Origin of the sequence: Pseudomonas sp. Ost2 (genome assembly GCF_018326065.1) — a bacterium.
In the GTDB taxonomy this organism is placed as follows: domain Bacteria; phylum Pseudomonadota; class Gammaproteobacteria; order Pseudomonadales; family Pseudomonadaceae; genus Aquipseudomonas; species Aquipseudomonas gingeri.
Genome location: NZ_AP021904.1, coordinates 2,976,981 through 2,992,053 on the forward strand (window position 1 = coordinate 2,976,981; position 15,073 = coordinate 2,992,053).

The following is a 15,073-nucleotide window of genomic DNA, read 5'->3' on the forward strand; positions in this document are numbered from 1 at the left end:
GACGCTGCTGCACTCGGTTGTTGATTCGCCTCATGCTGCGACCTTGACCTGGCGCCAGGCGCCGACGGCATCGAAAATGCGGGCAGCGTGCTCCTCGTCGAGCGAAACAGCCTCAGGAATGGCAATCCAGCCTGAGGCCACCATCTGACTTTGGTTGGCTTCGTCGCGCAGCTTCTTGTAGCAATGCTCGATCACTTCTTCCAGGTGGTCGGAGAGGTAGACGCCGTTGGGCGCCACCTCAACTGACTTGCTGTAGCGGTTGCCGCGAGCATCGACGCAAAGCGCGCTAAGGTAGATCGTCCACCGGTGAGGAATGCCGCATACAGCCTGGCCAATCTTTCCCGGCGCGATGTTTTTCAGCGACTTGTAATTGAGCATGCCCTGACGGCCACTGGGGTCTATATTCACCACGGCTACGTGGTTGGTGGCGAGCAGGGCGCGGCACGATCTCTCGATGCGCGCCTTGAGGTTGTGAGGCTTGCGCTTGCTCATAGTGAGTCCGCCATTTGTCGTAGCGTCTGGCGCTCGGCTCGGGTCAATGCCCGCGGTTTTCGCTTGAGCACAGTGCTTGGGTCAATTTTCGTCGAGCGCTCTGGCGGCATGACTTTGGGTGGCGGGCTTTTCAGTTGAGCGATTCGGCCGCCGGCCGCAACGAACTGCGCGACCTGCGCCGATATCGCGTCTGCGCTCTGGCGATGCTGCTCGACCAGGCTGAGGTGATTGCTGATCATGCTGCTCTACTCCGCAGTTTCGCCTCGTACTCGTCCACCAGCAGCTTGAACTGCCAGAGGTCTTCCTCGAGCTTTTCGATGTAGTCCTCGTCGCGCTTGAATTCCTGCCACCAGAGCTGGCGGCCGACCGGCTTCAGGTCCGGGCAGTACATCCCGATGTGCCACCACTTGCGACCGGTGATCCACATGCAGCCTTGGACCTGATCCATGATGTCGCTGGCATCATTGTCGATATGGAAGGAACGCAGCTTCTCGGGAGCCAGGAAGCACTTGTATTCGGACCCGCCATCTTCACCGATGAAACCGTCGGCGCTTGCGCCGAAAACACCGTCATCGGTTTTTACCAGGCCCACCTGGGTGACGATGAGTCCGGTCTGGATTTCGTGCTCCATGCGGGCTTCTGGCTCAAGTTCGTGACCTCGTTTCATCTGCCACGTTTCGAAGCCACCATCCAGTGGTGCACCGCTGATGCGCTCGACGGCCAGGCGAAAGGCGTAGTCCAGCGCCTTTGCGGTCGGCTCGCCCTTGTTCGGACCCGACTTGAGGCGGGCGCGGGCGTCGCTGAACATGCTGGCGGTGATAACCCCGGCTCGCTCCTGGTGCCAGGCATCCGAGCCTTGAGAACAGTGGACGATAATCATTGAGGCGCCTCCAACTTGGCTTTGTGGACGGTGACAGCGGTCTTCACTGTGGAATATCCGTTGCTGTCACCGGATGCCTGGAGGACTTTTAGACTTGCCTGCCAAACCTCCTTCAACTCATCCGGCGTCGTGGTCTGTCCGACACGTTCAAGGATGTCGTCGACGACTTGGGCGCGCATATCCTCCGTTTCTGAGCCGTCGGAGGACTGGCCGTCATCGTCGCGAGTCTCGCCAGTGGTGATGTTCAGCAGAGCGCACATCACATAGCGCTTGCCGTAGGTGGTTGATGATCCTACCGCCTGCACATCGTTGCGGCCTTTGCCGATATCGATTGGAAGGCTCATGGTCGTTTGTTCGCGGTGGCCACCGCGGTGCATCAAGATGCCTGTCACCTTGATCGCCTTGTCTGCGTTTTCAACCTTGAAGGTGATGGCGAACCCATGCTGCTGCATGATCGGCTTTAGGGTGTGGGTGATATCGTCCAGGGTGGCGTAAGAGTTGCCGGTGTGAATGTTTACCGCCCCCTCGAACACCGTGGGGATGTTGCACTGCATTTCGGCCATGGCAGAGTTGAATTCCTGCTCTGCGGTTTTGGCCTGCATGCGTTCGTGCATGGCCAGCAGGCGCTCCATCTTCTCGATGTTGCAGGTTGGATCGGCGGCAGCACGGCTGATGACGGCCATGATGCTGTTATCCGTGGAGATCGGCGCCACTGCCTGGCGCCGCTGTTCGGGAACGATGATTTGGCCGCTCATGCTGGCTACCTCAGAATTGGATTGTGATGTGTGGAACTTCGCGGCGTGCGATCTTCAGGACAATGGCCTTGGCCAGTTCCTCGGTGATGTTCATCGACATCAGCGCCTCTTTGGCTGCGCCCATGATCTTCACCTTGTGGGCCTGATCCGCTTCGCGCGCCTTCTGCTGGCGCTGCGCCTCTTCAGCCTCGGAAGCCTGTCGGGCAATCTCCGCTAGTCGCGCCTGCTCTACAGCCTCTTCCTGTCGGAGAATGGCAGCGAGACGTTCTTGCTCTACGCGCTGCTCGGCGGCGATACGGTTAGCTTCCGCCTGCGCCGCTTGTCGCTCTGCTTGCTCGGCCTGGAGTTGAAGCTGAAGGCGCTGGCGTTCGGCGGCGGCCTCGGCATCCAGTGCAGCCTGTGCGGCGGCGCGCTGAGTGGCGGCGGCCTGATCCAGCAGCTCCTGTTCACGTCGCGCAGCAGCTTCGCGCTCTGCCTGGGCACGCTGTTCGGCTTGGAGCCGGGCCTGCTCGGCGGCGACTCGGGCAATTTCTGCATCGCGGTCGCGCTGGGCCTGTGCTTCGGCGGCGGCGCGCAAGCGGGCAAGCTCTGCCTGTTCGGCCTCGTACTGGGTGCGCTCGGCGTGCAAGGTGCGCAGCTTGGCCAACGTCTGATCCTTCACCTGGGCGGCTTCGGCCAGAAACTCTTCCCACGAATCGTTGATTTCGACCAACTCAAGGTCTGCAATGATCTTGGCGACATGGGCTGCGGCTGGGGTTGCCTCGAAAACGGCCAGGTCCTTGATGCCCTGGATGCCGTCGACGTGCTTGTCTTGCCGGGCGACTTCTTTCTGCTCCCACTCCGTCAGCGGCTGGCGAGTGGCGTCGCGTAAGGCATCCATCTTGGTGACGAACTCGCGCAATTCCGCTTCCACCACCTTCGGCATTTCCTTAAGGCGCTTCAGGTAGTCGCGGCCCGGCTTCTCGACGGCAGATTTGGACTTGCTGACTTTGGCGGCCAGAGAGGCAATGCGCTCACGGCCTTTGCGGGTAGTCAGGTCGGGCACTTCGGCCGTCACTTCGGCTTGCACCGCGTCGTAGAACTGGCCCAGGCCGCCAGTGACGTAAATGACAGGCGCGTTTTCGGCGCTGATGTCGTCGATGGTGATGACTTGCTGTTGTGCGGACATGGGGATTCCTTGCCGCGATGTTCGCAGCGGTTGAAGGTGTTGGTTATTGAGTGATCCGATCAGCCAGAGCACTAATCAGCATCAGGACGGTGAAGAGGGCGATGACAGGGAAGGAGCCGCGCCAGATGAGTAGGCGGCGGGTGCGCTGACGGGCAGTCATGGCGCGCAGTGGTACGCACCACCATGGCCGCGATTGCAGTAGAACCTCCCATCGTCAGCGTTCGGCATGCCGTACTCGCTGCCGCATCCGCAGCGGACCTCAAGGTCCATGTTCTTTTCTGCGCAAAACTGCTCGGCGAGCTCAACGAGATTCGGTACGTGAACGGCGGTTGGCGGTATCGCCTCCCAGGCGCCATCCACAAGCTTGATGCGAGGCTTTAAGTGCACGCGATTACTCATGCCTTCACCTCATAAGCGACTGTCCACTCTCCGCACAGGCAGGCCCGGCCGCTCCACGCGTGAACATTGGGAATGCCAGCGTCATGTGCCAGCGATAGGGCGCCCAGCCACTTGGTGTGGGTGAAGGCCAGGATCATGCGGTCGGCAGGCAGCTCTTCGATCTGCTCGTCGATCAGTGATTTAACCGGTGCAGTAGTCATGCAGCCTCCTTGCGCACAATCTTGTTCAGTCGAGCGCAGTAGTGGTCGAATTCCTTGAGGGTGATGGATTGATCAACGAGGAATTGAGTGATCATCCGTTGGACGATTACGGCTTCATCCTGTGTGCTTGCGGCATGCGAGAGGCTTTCCAGCGCCTCGTCGATGAGGATGTGGGCGCTCATAGATCGCTATCCACGTCGTCTTCCGCTTCTTCACGCTCTGCTGCTACCGCGTCAGCGGCGTAGGGCCTGAGCAAGGCGACAGCGATCTTCTCGACCGCTTCAATGGGATGTTGCTGGCCCAGCAAGTCGGCAGCGTGCGTCCGAGCATCACTCTGGCTGCCAAGGATCGCTGACAGCAGCAAGCGAGCAAATGAGTCACGTTCATCCAGTCCGTCGATCTGGCGTTGGTTCAGATGGCCTTGCAGCACCGTGCAGAAACGGTCGAATGTCACCACCTGTGGTTGGCCGAAGCGGCGCTTCCACTTGATGTCCATGCCGCACACCAACTGCTCGGCCGAGTGCTCCAGCCACTCCTGCTCCGCACTCGCCTCGCTGACCTCAGGAGGCAACTGAGCGTCGTAGATCGACTGGCAAATCTTCAATGCTGCGTTCATGGTCGCCTCCAGGCTCACCTGATTGATTCGTAACCGCCGCCATCGCTGGCCCCGTAGTCCATATCGGAAAGGCCATCCATGGCGTCTTCATATTGATCGCGGTTGTTTTTCTGGAACATGGCTCCAGCCAGCACGCCACGAATCCACTTAGGCGGCTTCTTTTTCTTTTTGCCGGAAGGATTTATCAGGGGCATTGATGGGAGAGCCCCAAGCCTCTGTGAATACCGGGCGATGTTCGGTATTCGCCTCGGTGCCGGTGCGTAGCTGCGGGTAACGCCGAACTCTCTGAACTTGGCAGCGCACGACTTGTTGCAGCACTTCGCCCAGCCGCGTGCACGGTCTGCCGTGCGCGCGGTAAACGTCTCAGCGCACCATGCGCAACTCACTTCAACTGTTGCGCTCATGGCGACCTCCAGTGTTTGGGGTTAGGCGGAATCAGCGGCGCCAGGCGCTTTCGAGTTGCTGATTGAGCGATGCAACTTCGTGCTCAAGCTGCTTGACTCGGGCGCCTACGATTTCAGGGCCCATCAGATCGCACAGCGGCTTCACCATGGCATCCCAACTGCTGAAGCTGATGAAGTGCTCGGCCTGGTAGCTGTCGCTGACCTTGACCATTGAGCCGCCGACCTTCTCGAACTTCCCGGCGATCAAGTTTTTGATTACGCCGGAAACCCGATTGCCGATGTTCGAATCGGTGTCGGTGACTACGTGGGGGAGGTAGTCGCAGTAGAGATCGCCCATGATCCCGTCGATCACTTCCTTGGCCTGGGCCTTGAGCTGATTCATCGCTTGAGTCAGCAACTCTTCGCGCACTTCTTCGTTTGACTTGATTTCCATGACTCTCTCCATTCGTTGGTTCACCTGTATTCGTTCAACACTCATGCCTCCCGCTGGTTGCCGATGGGCGCGGGGGTGGAGTGCTGACGTAATAGAGGCGCAATAAAGAAAGCCCGGTTGGACGTCCGGGCTTTCGGATGCAGTGGTTTGTATTTTTTGGGCGGGACCGTCAGCGCCAGAACGCTGAGAGCCCCGATCGAGAACGCCAGCGCTCTCTGTGCATGCGCACGGGATCGGTTGGCAGGCCGCCATCAGTTGGCGGTTCTGGTCGCGCATGGCTTAGCGCTGCGCCGATCAGGAACAGTAGGAGCATGGTGATCTCCGGTTGGGTTGAGTGATGCAGGTGGGCGGTTATAGGCCGCGATTTCGTCCGCATCGGTGAAGTGATTCGCGAGGAGCTACCTCTGGCATTGCCTGCGCCGCGTTCTGTACGGCGTTCTCAGTGGCTGGCCCCATTACGAGTGGAGTGCCTTGCTTTGCTGAATCACTTCCCGATGCGGCCTGGTGCTGTGGAGTACCAGGGCCTCGGGCAGTTAACGACATGCTGTCGTTGGCGCTGGTTGTTCAGTCGTAGAGTCCGTAGCTCAGATCGTCGGGGTCGCAGTCGATTACCAGAACGGCGTTACCGAAGTACAGGGACGCCAACATGCGCTCCCAGTCAGAACGGATCGACATGTTTATGGCCACTTTCTTGTCGTCGAGCTTGGCCGAATAAACCTCGCCAAGTTCGTCACACTTCCGCCAGTGGTTTTCTGCATCACGCTGACCCGTGATCTTCACGTGCATGCTGTGCTTCAAGGAATAGTTCTCGCGGCGACGGTGGTGACTTGCTCGATCTTCCGGCTCTTCATCAAAGTAGATGTGCATGAACTTGATGCAAGTTCCGTAGCTATCACCTTCTTCGATGCGGATCTCGGGGCGCTCCCAGCTCTCTTCGGCGGCTTTATCTTTGTGGTCGTCGATAAAGGCAGCGAGCAGATTGTGGAGCGACACTTCGCCAGTAATCAGGCCCTTACCGTCCAGCACCTCGGCAATGGACTTGTCGGCCTGCTCGATGATCGTCGAGTGCACGGCGGCTGCCTCCCAGCGCTCGCGCAGGGCATTCGCGACCAAGCCGTTGTAGCGCTGAAGCTCAAAAACATCAGAGACGTTGGCCGGCAGCGCGGCCTTGACAGCCTCCTTGATGGCTCCGCCGAAATCGCCGTAGGAACGGAAGGTGTCGCTAACAACTTCCTTGAACAGCTTCTCGATACCCTCGTCGATCAGCTCGCGCGGGCGGTCTGACTGGGCGTATGCAGTGACGCGCTCGGCAAGCAGCGCTTGAAGGGTTTGTTCGCTCATTTGAGGCTCCATGCTTGATGGGTTATTTTCCCAATGCACCCGGGTAACCAGGTGCATCAGTGAAAAGGCCCGTCATGCTTGCAGCACGCTCAGTTTCTGGCGGCAGTCGCGGACCTCTGCCATGCAGCGAGCGGCTTCCGCCTTGTCGCCGCCGCGGAGCGCTTGCTTGGCCCAGTGCGTCCAGTCAGCAATGAAGCCTTGAAGGTCCGCGGCGAGCGCTTGCTGGGTGCTGACGAACTGACCTTTGTCGTTACGAATAGCCATGGTGAATTCCTCTTGGTTGTCATCCCAAGCAGCCCTCGCAAGAAGGCTGCTCAGTGATGCTTTCCGCCGTGACCCGCTACTGGCTGATCACGGGCAAATCCATTCGTTGGTGCGCATCCGATACAACCTGGCCCTTGTCCAGTTCGCACTCCGTTTTTTCTCCGACCGCGACCCTGTCCGCCGGAAAACTAGATTTGGCGCTTTACGCTGCACGCCCGGGTCAGTTGCCAACCCTCTGAACCGTTTAGGCCGGTTCATCGCTGCCTTTGAATCTGGGCCGGTGGTGATCCGGCAAGGGGTGTCGCTAAAGAGCAGGGCTTTTGAGGGCCTGTCGCTTCGGTGTTTGCCGTTGCGATGAATTAAAATTAGCACTGCTGTTATTGGATGTAAACAGCACTGCTGATATTTTTTCTCGAAGCCGCAAAAAAGCCGCTCAACGACGAGATCGGGTTACCGAAACATGCAGGTTTATTAGGAATGGGGGCGTAGGAGGTCAAGGCGGGGGGAGGGGTGGAACAAAAAAGCCCGCGTTTAGCGGGCTTCCTAGAAGGTGCAGAGATCACATCGTGTCGATCTCGGCTCTCAGCTGGTTAATTGCGGATTCGTAGGCGGCTCTTTCGCGGCTTTCCTCGCCAAATTCCCGAGGCGTACTCAACCAATCCATGTATCCAAGCCATGCGGCGTAAGCTTGTGTGATTGCTGGCTTCAGTTCTGGATTTTTTGTGATTTCATCTTTTACGTATGGCTTCATTTTCGGCTTGCCAGTATCGACACAATCTTTCGACTCCCGGAAAGATTTTTCCACCAATGCCTTGTACTTCTTGCTCCTTTCACCAAAGTCTCTGCGAGCGAGAAACGCATCCAAGCCGGTTGTGCTGCCCACCAGGCTGCATGATGCGGCACCAGCTTCAAGGCGCTCAATAAAAGTCGGCTCAGCCAGAGCGGGCCAAGATAATGCCGCGATAGCCATTCCTAAAAGTACTGTCAGGCGCACAAGAATCCCTCCTAAGTTGATGCCCGCACTTTACCATTCGTGGCGTACAGCCACCATTGGCGGGGCTTCAGTCCGGCTCCAGCGACTTCAGCCTGGCCAGACCTTGCTTGATATGCCCGGCGTTTTCGCCAATCACCTCCAGGGCTCCGCGGACATTGTCGTCGATGTCGACGCCGCCCCGACCCTCAACCCACAGCGTCAGCTCCATGATGGCCGCTTCCAGGGCGAGCTGGTTCTCGTAGATGCGTTCAAGCGTATCGGAGAGGGAGTAGGGCGTAGGCATGGTCATGGCTCCAGGGAGTTCATGACAGAAGCCTAGCAGGGAGGCCTCGGCGCCAGAAGCCTGCGAAGGCGCATAACAAGTCATAGCGTCCTGCCACCACTGGTCGCTCCGTACGCCATCGAACTGAACGCTCCAGCCGACTTAACCTCTACCCCCATACACCATGCGTGGGGGCTCCAATGAGAGAACAGCAGCGAATGTTGGCCATGACCGCCTGGCGCAAACTATTCACTCTGGCCGTTAGCGACATGCGTGCGGAGGAGAAGTATTTCATGCTGTTGAAAAGGGCCGATGACATGGAGCGCGCCGACCTCATCACTAGCGAGGAATGGAGAAAGCTTGTCCAGCAGGCGGGGACGTCTCTTGCTGGGACCGCTGAGTGCATGGGCGGAGCAGGGTAGGGCAGAAACAAGAAGCCCGGTGCTGGGCCGGGCTGTGTTCGAGTGGTTGTGCTGGCTGTAGTTCGACTTCAGCGATCGTCAGGCTTTCGTCGAGGCCTGATAACCTCTGGCGGGTTGCGACGCTCAACGCCAATTACCACGGCACTCTTAATGCTTTCGTCTAGAATTTTGGCGTTTATGCTTAGGTAAACTATTGTTCTTTCCCACTCGGCGTACTGCAAGATTTCTTTCTGTTCCGCATTGAGAGTGATGTCTTCGACAAGCGCCTCAAACTCCGTGCCCGCTCTATGCCTGCGAATCTTTACCTTGAAAGCTTCCGGGTCAGAGGAGTCCACCCTTAATACTCGGTAAAATCCATCCAGGCGCTGCTCGACGGCTCTACGTCGGGCATTTACTACAAGCTCCTGAGCCTCTTCACCAGTAGTTGTGATCCCTGACATCGTTGCCGTGTCGGCCTTTGCAAACCCCTTTAGCATTTCTGTCTTGGAGTCATAGGCCTGTCGCGAGACCTCTTCAAGCTTTGGCTCGCGCACCATCAACTTCGTCATCAGCTCCATTCGCTTCGTTTCCTCTCTTGACGATTCCTTCATCGTTTCGAGAATATTTCGTTGCTCTTCCGTTTTAGCCTCACCAAGCCGCACCTCTTTGCGGTAATCGAGGTACGCGCCATAGGAGGCTTTGCCGACCCACAGAACTCCTAGTCCAATGACGGTGATTGCTATTAGTTCTGGTGACATGGTTTCGGCGGCCTTTTGAGCGAATTTCTCCAAAACACCCTGGAAATCGATTTCAAAAATCGATGACCCCTCTTCTACCTTGATGAGAATCTCAAGCTCTTCGCGCTCGGCGCTCGAAAGCTTGCGGGTGTCGTCTGTATCGTACTGCGCGATCGCATACGATTTATAGACGAGATTTTGAAGTTCTAGAAAGGATTTCATGACCGGAGGTGTAATGGTGGCGTCGAATTTTTCCCCAACCAACCTCACCTCAAGCTTGGGCCACCCAGAAAGTTTTACGTTTCCCTTGAACCCCCCTTCTTGGAGGTATGTTTGAATAGCCTCAAAAGCATCAGATTCATTCCTAATCGTTATATTCTGCGCCACAGCATTTCCCTATGTGTATTTGCGGCGGTATTGCCGCATTGTTGGCATTGGTCTCTACGGACCATTTCGCTATTGGCTCGGAATTCATGTGATTTAGCTTCACAATCGTTCCTCCTTCACCTCATTCTCGCACGCCATAGAAGTGGTTCAGCAGTATCATCTCCACCACAGCCACGAAAACGCAAACCACCACGAATCCAGGACTGAAGACCCGTTTGCGACCGGATGAGTTGCCGTCCGGCCAGGTCGTACCAGTGTAGATCGTGAACACTCCGATGAGTGCAACCAGGGCGTAGGTCCATACCTTGCTCCAGAAGCTCTGGTTTCGCCATGAGGCCATCGGTTTGCCCAGTGCTGAGGGCATCAGAGCACTCCTGAGCTACAAAGCCTATTCGCCACCATCTCGGGACCACCCAATTTTTGCACTATCGGTGCCCATGATTCGCTTTTGGCAGCGGAGAGAACTGCGTCACGTTTGTCGCAACCAAGACCTTCTAAGGCTTCGCGAATGATCAGTAGAAATCTCAAAAAATCGCCACCACTGATTGGGATCTGTCCAATTTCGGAGGCCATAGTTGCGCCATTCTCAAAAAGCCCCGAAAGACGCGTGCAAGGAACCCAAATACCTTGCCATGGCTCCGTAATAAATACCGGGGGAGGGGCCGAGCGATCCCAATAGGTATCATTGTGGCGCTTAAGCACTTCCAAGGGCGTGCGCAGTTGCATCGTGGTGCAGAATCTGAAATGCGTGACAATGTCGCCGCCAGGCCAATCTTGATCTCTAGCGCTGTATTGCATGATTTACAGCATCCCGCCACGCCAAACTACACGGCCAATGATGCGAACCTCGTTGATCTCGTCGTCACGCAGCACTTGGTCACCATAACGAGCCTTGTCCGGGTTATCGCTACGGATGATCCAGCCGTCGAAGTCTGACTTCACCAGACGCTTCACGATCGTCCCCTTGGATTCACTGTGCATGGCGAAGACTTGGCCGTCTCTCGGATCGATCTTCGATTGATCAACGAGAAGCACATCGCCACTGTTGATGGTCGGCTCCATGGAGCCTCCTTCGGCATAGATCACGTCGAGATTCTTCGGGTTGAGGCGGTGGGCGCGCAGCCAGTCAGACTTAAAGGCCAGGACGCCGCGGATCTCGATATGGGGGTTTTCCTCGCCATCGCCTGCAGCAGCTTTGGCTGTGTGCTGGTTTATGAAGCTGTACCGGTCGCCAAGCCCGACAGCCGACGGCGCCTCTTCAGCTACCGCGCTCTTCGTGCCATATGCGTCAACTTTTTCACCAAGAGATGAAGCAGGGGAAATGGTGAGAGTCCCGTAATCAGTCGCCGCTAGAACCTTCAGTCCGCCAGCAAGAGAAGGACTTACTTCGCTCGGCTCGAAATCCAGTACTCGCGCAAGCTTGATCAGTGCGTCCAGGTTGAGTGCGACCTTCCCATTCATATATTGGCTGACTGTGCTTTGGGGTGAGCTCCACCCGCATTGCTCCCCAACCTCCGTTTGCGTCAAGGCTGGCAGGTCGCCCCGCGCCTTGGACTCTCTAGCCCTGACCTTATAGATGTCGCTGAGCCGTCTGGCATCTGCCAATTGCTCGGCACCAAGTGGCGTTCTAGTTGGTTTTTTCATGGATGCGATTTAGTAGCAATGCTGATTTATAGGCAAACAGCACTGCTAATCCTGTTCTTGTTTTTTGTAAAGCAGCAGTGCTAATATTGTGGTGTATTCATTATGAGAGAACCGCCAATGGAGACCGTAACCCTTGGGGAGTACCTGTCATTGCATGGCACTCAGAGCGATCTCGCCAAGGCTCTGGGTATTCAACAGAGCGCCGTGTCCCAGATGTTCAGGTCAAAACGCACCATCACCATCACCTTGATGGATGACGGATCGCTGGAAGCCAATGAAGTCCGGCCAATACCAGCAAAGAAAACCGCCGCCTGACATCCCTGTCCGCCGTTCCATTGAAGCCAGATTAGAAGAGAGCAGTCCCCATGCAAACGTCCAGTTCCAGACACACCGTACAAACCCGTGATCAGGTGCTGGTCGCCCACGCTGCAAACCAGATCGCACGCACCAGCCTGAGCCAGGACGACTTCGCTCAGGCTTTGAGCCGCGAACTGCACCTGTCTATTCCTGATCGCGCCAAGAAGAAAGATGTCCCGGACTTCAATTCTGCGGAGCTGACCGGCGACGTGAATGAATTCGTGAAGGCAACCGGCCGCTGGCTCAAGCGTGTTCAACGCTGGCTTAACGGCGATCAGGAAATGCCGTCCTGGCTGGAAGAGTCGTGGGTGAATGCCCTTGAACCCGAATTCCGCGACCACTGCGTGAATGAGCTTGCGAGCCGCCACGGCCTGACCGGTGCCCGCCAGATGACTAGCGACCAATGCGCAAACAAGAGCTTCGGCGCGCTGATCCGCGCCCTGGGCGATGTGATCGACACCGGCAGCGAAGTGTTCGACGACCAGGTTATGTGCGAACTGGATCTGCCGCACTTACCGGCGTTCGCTAAGCAGTGTCGTCAGGTTGAGGCGAAGGCGGGTGAGTTGCGCCGTAAGGCTGAGGCTCTGCTTAACGGCAAGCCTGCACTGAAATCTATCGCCTGAATTCCTGGCACAAAAAAGCCGACGGAGAAGGTCGGCTGATTCGCAAAACTAGAGAGACCCGATTATGCAGAACCAACCCCTTTCCATCAATACCCCGAACAGTATCGCGCCACGTTTTCAGGGTTCGCAAAACGTGTCGCGCACGTTTGTTTTCCTATCTCGCGCCAGGAAGACCGGACATGCAATACACCGTCACGATTAACCAGGTGAATGCCATAGGTGGTGCGGTATGAGCATGGGTCTTATGGTCGCTGCGATGAAGATCCGCGTCGGCAATCCACTGCGCAAGCTGGTCCTGATAAAGCTGGCAGACAACGCCAGCGATATGGGCGAGTGCTGGCCGTCCTATCAGCACATCGCTGACCAGTGCGAGATCAGCAAGCGCTCTGTGATGAACCACATCACCGCCTTGTGCGAATCGGGACTGCTCCGGAAGGAAATCAGGAAGGGCGGCCCAAAGGGAAACTCGTCGAATGTTTACTTCCTGACTCTCGATGGTGGTGCACCTCCTGCACCAGGGGTAGTGCAGCAGATTCACCAGGGTAGTGCAGCAGGTTCACCCCCTAGTGAATCTCCTGCACCAGGGGGTAGTGCAGGAGCTGCACCCAGAACCAGTCACTCTCTTGAACCAGTCATGGAACCGGTCAATGAACCAATTGCACCCCCGGCTCCCGCCGAGGTTGCGCCGGTCAAGTCCCGCGGCTTGGTGCTGGTGGTTGACCGCACCGATACTCCCCGGGTCGAGATTCCCGCCGATATGCCGGGCCCCAAGGATCAGACCTGCAAAACCTTCAAGGTCTGGGCGAACTACGCCATGGCTTACCGCAAACGCTACAGCGCCTGGCCGGTGTGGAATGCCAAGGTCGGCGGCCAACTCGGCCAACTGGTTGACCGCCTCGGCGCCGATGTCGCCCACCACGTCGCCGCTCACTTCCTGAAAACCAGCGATGCTGCTGTGCTGCGCAAGTGCCACAGCCTCAACGAACTGCTGGCCAACGCCGAGAGCTATCACACCCAGTGGGTGACCGGGCAGCGCATCAACGGCACAACTGCTCGCCAGATGGAGCGGACTGAGGCGAACCATTCCGCGGCCGAGCAGGCCGCCCAGATGGTTCTGGCCAAACGCCAAGCAGGTGACCGCAATGAATACCTTTGAAATGAATGACCAGCAGGTTGCCGGGCTGGCCGCCGCCATCTGCGCTACCGCCGAGGCCATGGGGCAAGAAATGAACCCGGGTACCGCCGCGATGATGGCCGAAGACCTGTGTGCCTACTCGGTGCCAGTCGTCAAAGCCGCCCTGAAGGCCTGCCGCTTCGAGGTGAAGGGCAAGCTGGCTATGGCTGACATCCTGCAGCGCGTCCAGTCCTCCGATGGCCGGCCGGGCAAGGACGAGGCCTGGGCCATCGCCATGACCACCAACGACGAATTTGAAACCGTGGTGCTGACCGACGAGATCCAACTGGCCCTGGCCGCTGCCAAGCCCGTCCTCGACGCTGGCGACAAAGTAGGCGCCCGTATGGCCTTCATCAGCGCATATGAGCGGTTCGTCGGCCAGGCTCGCGAGGATGCCAAACCGGTCTGCTGGCACGTCTCCGTGGGCTTCGACGCTAACCGTCGCGTTCAGGCCGTCACCAAGGCCATGGAGCTGAAGCGCATTCCCCGCGATCACGCCCAGAAGTACTTGGCTGACCTGAGTGTCGAGCCGATCACCGAAGACGGCCGCGCCATCGCGGGGTTGCTCACCGGCACGGCCACCATGCCACAGCCGGCGCTTCGCCAGAAACTCGAACTGGTGAAGAACTCGATGCTGGAAATGCGCAAGGCCAGCGCCGAACGAAAAACAGAAATGCGGATTGAGGCGGCCAATGAATTGGCTGATCGCCGAGCGCTGCTGATCAAGCAGGCTCAGGAACTTGAAGCGAAGAGGGCGGCGCAATGACCGACTACACCGAATTGAAGCGGCTGGCTGAGCATCATCATTCGCTTGGACATGCCTACACGGTAGCAACTCCATCCGCAGTCCTGGCCTTGATCAAGGACCTTGAGAGCCACAAACGCATGCTTCTGGCGGCCGCTTGCGACCTTGGCGCGATTGGCGAAGCGCTTAAGTCCGACATGGACGCCGACGGGGATGAGTTACTTGGAATGGTCATCGACCTGAAAGCCAAGAACACCCGAATGCTGGAATGGCTCAAGGACGTTAGCCGAACATCCGGCGACAAGGGCGCCGTCATGGGCGCGCGCCAACTGATCAAGGAGTTCGCCGAATGAATGATTTCCGCGATTTGAAAGCGATTGCCGAGGCGTGCCATCAGCACCAGCCGCTTCGCTTCATGCGCAGCCACGGCGCGCTATACATCCGCAACGACAACGGCATCGTCTTCGACGTGCATCAGAACCGGTCATTCCCAGAGCTCATGACGCAGAACAAGGATTACGCGGATCTGGTGCTTGCCGCCAGCCCTGTCGTTGTCCTGGCCCTGATCGCCGAGAACGAGCGGCTGGAAGCTGATCATGATCTGCTGATGAGCAACGCTCTTCCTCGTGAGTTCATAAAAATGCGCGCGGATTACGATCAGCTCAAGGCCGAGAACGAGGCGCTGCGCAAGACGCTGGTTGGCCTGCTGGACCTCTACGACACCGACGAAGGCTGCCGAACTCTTCCACAGTACATCGCAGGCCGCGCCGCCATGGGCAACGGAGAGCAGTCATGAC

General features: G+C 57.7%; 25 protein-coding genes. 6 read left to right on the forward strand and 19 right to left on the reverse strand.

Going from position 1 to position 15,073, the window contains the following annotated elements; all coding sequences use genetic code 11:
* Positions 1–30 precede the first annotated feature (30 nt).
* The 19 genes from KI243_RS13095 to KI243_RS13185 all read right to left on the reverse strand — a co-directional run bounded on the left by KI243_RS13095 (position 31) and on the right by KI243_RS13185 (position 11,377).
* The gene (locus KI243_RS13095) at positions 31–492 is read right to left on the reverse strand and encodes a hypothetical protein (RefSeq protein ID WP_212810930.1); all 462 of its coding nucleotides are present in this window, start codon (positions 490–492) and stop codon (positions 31–33) included.
* Positions 489–731, reverse strand: coding sequence for a hypothetical protein (locus tag KI243_RS13100; RefSeq protein WP_212810931.1), 243 nt, complete (start codon positions 729–731; stop codon positions 489–491). The genes KI243_RS13095 and KI243_RS13100 overlap by 4 nt, the downstream gene beginning before the upstream one ends.
* The gene (locus KI243_RS13105; protein WP_212810932.1) at positions 728–1,372 is read right to left on the reverse strand and encodes a lambda exonuclease family protein; all 645 of its coding nucleotides are present in this window, start codon (positions 1,370–1,372) and stop codon (positions 728–730) included. The genes KI243_RS13100 and KI243_RS13105 overlap by 4 nt, the downstream gene beginning before the upstream one ends.
* Complete coding sequence (locus KI243_RS13110) at positions 1,369–2,127, reverse strand: ERF family protein (protein ID WP_212810933.1); 759 nt, start codon at positions 2,125–2,127, stop codon at positions 1,369–1,371. The genes KI243_RS13105 and KI243_RS13110 overlap by 4 nt, the downstream gene beginning before the upstream one ends.
* 10 nt (positions 2,128–2,137) lie before the next feature.
* Positions 2,138–3,295, reverse strand: coding sequence for a hypothetical protein (locus KI243_RS13115; RefSeq protein ID WP_212810934.1), 1,158 nt, complete (start codon positions 3,293–3,295; stop codon positions 2,138–2,140).
* A gap of 156 nt (positions 3,296–3,451) precedes the next feature.
* Positions 3,452–3,694 carry a hypothetical protein gene (locus KI243_RS13120; protein WP_212810935.1) on the reverse strand — a complete coding sequence of 81 codons (243 nt, stop codon included), beginning with the start codon at positions 3,692–3,694 and terminating at the stop codon, positions 3,452–3,454.
* Positions 3,691–3,894 (reverse strand): hypothetical protein, encoded by a 204-nt coding sequence (locus tag KI243_RS13125; RefSeq protein ID WP_212810936.1) that lies wholly within the window; start codon positions 3,892–3,894, stop codon positions 3,691–3,693. Before KI243_RS13125 ends, KI243_RS13120 begins: the two co-directional genes overlap by 4 nt.
* Positions 3,891–4,076: a hypothetical protein gene (locus KI243_RS13130; protein WP_212810937.1), complete on the reverse strand. Its 186-nt coding sequence runs from the start codon at positions 4,074–4,076 to the stop codon at positions 3,891–3,893. Before KI243_RS13130 ends, KI243_RS13125 begins: the two co-directional genes overlap by 4 nt.
* Positions 4,073–4,510 carry a hypothetical protein gene (locus tag KI243_RS13135; RefSeq protein ID WP_212810938.1) on the reverse strand — a complete coding sequence of 146 codons (438 nt, stop codon included), beginning with the start codon at positions 4,508–4,510 and terminating at the stop codon, positions 4,073–4,075. The genes KI243_RS13130 and KI243_RS13135 overlap by 4 nt, the downstream gene beginning before the upstream one ends.
* Positions 4,511–4,524: 14 nt before the next feature.
* Positions 4,525–4,914, reverse strand: a complete 390-nt coding sequence (locus KI243_RS13140; RefSeq protein WP_212810939.1) for a hypothetical protein — start codon at positions 4,912–4,914, stop codon at positions 4,525–4,527.
* Between the two features lie 31 nt (positions 4,915–4,945).
* On the reverse strand, positions 4,946–5,347 hold the full coding sequence (locus KI243_RS13145; RefSeq protein WP_212810940.1) for a hypothetical protein: 402 nt from the start codon (positions 5,345–5,347) through the stop codon (positions 4,946–4,948).
* Between the two features lie 564 nt (positions 5,348–5,911).
* Positions 5,912–6,688, reverse strand: coding sequence for a hypothetical protein (locus tag KI243_RS13150; RefSeq protein WP_212810941.1), 777 nt, complete (start codon positions 6,686–6,688; stop codon positions 5,912–5,914).
* Between the two features lie 72 nt (positions 6,689–6,760).
* Positions 6,761–6,952, reverse strand: a complete 192-nt coding sequence (locus KI243_RS13155; protein WP_212810942.1) for a hypothetical protein — start codon at positions 6,950–6,952, stop codon at positions 6,761–6,763.
* A gap of 559 nt (positions 6,953–7,511) precedes the next feature.
* Positions 7,512–7,946 (reverse strand): hypothetical protein, encoded by a 435-nt coding sequence (locus KI243_RS13160; RefSeq protein ID WP_212810943.1) that lies wholly within the window; start codon positions 7,944–7,946, stop codon positions 7,512–7,514.
* Between the two features lie 67 nt (positions 7,947–8,013).
* Positions 8,014–8,229 carry a hypothetical protein gene (locus KI243_RS13165; protein ID WP_212810944.1) on the reverse strand — a complete coding sequence of 72 codons (216 nt, stop codon included), beginning with the start codon at positions 8,227–8,229 and terminating at the stop codon, positions 8,014–8,016.
* Between the two features lie 469 nt (positions 8,230–8,698).
* A complete protein-coding gene (locus KI243_RS13170; RefSeq protein ID WP_212810945.1) occupies positions 8,699–9,733 on the reverse strand; it encodes a hypothetical protein in 1,035 nt (344 codons plus the stop codon).
* Positions 9,734–9,854: 121 nt separating this feature from the next.
* On the reverse strand, positions 9,855–10,073 hold the full coding sequence (locus KI243_RS13175; protein ID WP_212811196.1) for a hypothetical protein: 219 nt from the start codon (positions 10,071–10,073) through the stop codon (positions 9,855–9,857).
* Between the two features lie 23 nt (positions 10,074–10,096).
* Positions 10,097–10,531: a hypothetical protein gene (locus KI243_RS32860; RefSeq protein ID WP_244861856.1), complete on the reverse strand. Its 435-nt coding sequence runs from the start codon at positions 10,529–10,531 to the stop codon at positions 10,097–10,099.
* Positions 10,532–10,534: 3 nt separating this feature from the next.
* Complete coding sequence (locus KI243_RS13185) at positions 10,535–11,377, reverse strand: LexA family transcriptional regulator (RefSeq protein ID WP_212810946.1); 843 nt, start codon at positions 11,375–11,377, stop codon at positions 10,535–10,537.
* A 117-nt stretch (positions 11,378–11,494) separates the two neighbouring features.
* Here KI243_RS13185 and KI243_RS13190 point away from each other — a divergent pair, with 117 nt between their 5' ends.
* From KI243_RS13190 to KI243_RS13215, 6 genes are all read left to right on the forward strand, one after another.
* Positions 11,495–11,692 carry a Cro/CI family transcriptional regulator gene (locus KI243_RS13190; protein ID WP_212810947.1) on the forward strand — a complete coding sequence of 66 codons (198 nt, stop codon included), beginning with the start codon at positions 11,495–11,497 and terminating at the stop codon, positions 11,690–11,692.
* A gap of 50 nt (positions 11,693–11,742) precedes the next feature.
* Entirely contained in the window at positions 11,743–12,357 is a 615-nt protein-coding gene (locus KI243_RS13195) for a hypothetical protein (protein ID WP_212810948.1), read from the forward strand.
* Positions 12,358–12,586: 229 nt separating this feature from the next.
* A complete protein-coding gene (locus tag KI243_RS13200) occupies positions 12,587–13,513 on the forward strand; it encodes a helix-turn-helix domain-containing protein (RefSeq protein ID WP_212810949.1) in 927 nt (308 codons plus the stop codon).
* Complete coding sequence (locus KI243_RS13205) at positions 13,500–14,297, forward strand: hypothetical protein (protein WP_212810950.1); 798 nt, start codon at positions 13,500–13,502, stop codon at positions 14,295–14,297. The genes KI243_RS13200 and KI243_RS13205 overlap by 14 nt, the downstream gene beginning before the upstream one ends.
* On the forward strand, positions 14,294–14,629 hold the full coding sequence (locus KI243_RS13210; RefSeq protein ID WP_212810951.1) for a hypothetical protein: 336 nt from the start codon (positions 14,294–14,296) through the stop codon (positions 14,627–14,629). Before KI243_RS13205 ends, KI243_RS13210 begins: the two co-directional genes overlap by 4 nt.
* Complete coding sequence (locus KI243_RS13215; protein ID WP_212810952.1) at positions 14,626–15,072, forward strand: hypothetical protein; 447 nt, start codon at positions 14,626–14,628, stop codon at positions 15,070–15,072. The genes KI243_RS13210 and KI243_RS13215 overlap by 4 nt, the downstream gene beginning before the upstream one ends.
* Position 15,073: the final 1 nt, after the last annotated feature.

Excerpts from the sequence above, each read along its gene's own strand:
- KI243_RS13095 (WP_212810930.1), bottom strand. The coding sequence starts at position 492 with ATGAGCAAGCGCAAGCCTCACAACCTCAAGGCGCGCATCGAGAGATCG.
- KI243_RS13100 (WP_212810931.1), bottom strand. The coding sequence starts at position 731 with ATGATCAGCAATCACCTCAGCCTGGTCGAGCAGCATCGCCAGAGCGCA.
- KI243_RS13105 (WP_212810932.1), bottom strand. The coding sequence starts at position 1,372 with ATGATTATCGTCCACTGTTCTCAAGGCTCGGATGCCTGGCACCAGGAG.
- KI243_RS13110 (WP_212810933.1), bottom strand. The coding sequence starts at position 2,127 with ATGAGCGGCCAAATCATCGTTCCCGAACAGCGGCGCCAGGCAGTGGCG.
- KI243_RS13115 (WP_212810934.1), bottom strand. The coding sequence starts at position 3,295 with ATGTCCGCACAACAGCAAGTCATCACCATCGACGACATCAGCGCCGAA.
- KI243_RS13120 (WP_212810935.1), bottom strand. The coding sequence starts at position 3,694 with ATGAGTAATCGCGTGCACTTAAAGCCTCGCATCAAGCTTGTGGATGGC.
- KI243_RS13125 (WP_212810936.1), bottom strand. The coding sequence starts at position 3,894 with ATGACTACTGCACCGGTTAAATCACTGATCGACGAGCAGATCGAAGAG.
- KI243_RS13130 (WP_212810937.1), bottom strand. The coding sequence starts at position 4,076 with ATGAGCGCCCACATCCTCATCGACGAGGCGCTGGAAAGCCTCTCGCAT.
- KI243_RS13135 (WP_212810938.1), bottom strand. The coding sequence starts at position 4,510 with ATGAACGCAGCATTGAAGATTTGCCAGTCGATCTACGACGCTCAGTTG.
- KI243_RS13140 (WP_212810939.1), bottom strand. The coding sequence starts at position 4,914 with ATGAGCGCAACAGTTGAAGTGAGTTGCGCATGGTGCGCTGAGACGTTT.
- KI243_RS13145 (WP_212810940.1), bottom strand. The coding sequence starts at position 5,347 with ATGGAAATCAAGTCAAACGAAGAAGTGCGCGAAGAGTTGCTGACTCAA.
- KI243_RS13150 (WP_212810941.1), bottom strand. The coding sequence starts at position 6,688 with ATGAGCGAACAAACCCTTCAAGCGCTGCTTGCCGAGCGCGTCACTGCA.
- KI243_RS13155 (WP_212810942.1), bottom strand. The coding sequence starts at position 6,952 with ATGGCTATTCGTAACGACAAAGGTCAGTTCGTCAGCACCCAGCAAGCG.
- KI243_RS13165 (WP_212810944.1), bottom strand. The coding sequence starts at position 8,229 with ATGCCTACGCCCTACTCCCTCTCCGATACGCTTGAACGCATCTACGAG.
- KI243_RS13175 (WP_212811196.1), bottom strand. The coding sequence starts at position 10,073 with ATGGCCTCATGGCGAAACCAGAGCTTCTGGAGCAAGGTATGGACCTAC.
- KI243_RS32860 (WP_244861856.1), bottom strand. The coding sequence starts at position 10,531 with ATGCAATACAGCGCTAGAGATCAAGATTGGCCTGGCGGCGACATTGTC.
- KI243_RS13185 (WP_212810946.1), bottom strand. The coding sequence starts at position 11,377 with ATGAAAAAACCAACTAGAACGCCACTTGGTGCCGAGCAATTGGCAGAT.
- KI243_RS13190 (WP_212810947.1), top strand. The coding sequence starts at position 11,495 with ATGGAGACCGTAACCCTTGGGGAGTACCTGTCATTGCATGGCACTCAG.
- KI243_RS13195 (WP_212810948.1), top strand. The coding sequence starts at position 11,743 with ATGCAAACGTCCAGTTCCAGACACACCGTACAAACCCGTGATCAGGTG.
- KI243_RS13200 (WP_212810949.1), top strand. The coding sequence starts at position 12,587 with ATGAGCATGGGTCTTATGGTCGCTGCGATGAAGATCCGCGTCGGCAAT.
- KI243_RS13205 (WP_212810950.1), top strand. The coding sequence starts at position 13,500 with ATGAATACCTTTGAAATGAATGACCAGCAGGTTGCCGGGCTGGCCGCC.
- KI243_RS13210 (WP_212810951.1), top strand. The coding sequence starts at position 14,294 with ATGACCGACTACACCGAATTGAAGCGGCTGGCTGAGCATCATCATTCG.
- KI243_RS13215 (WP_212810952.1), top strand. The coding sequence starts at position 14,626 with ATGAATGATTTCCGCGATTTGAAAGCGATTGCCGAGGCGTGCCATCAG.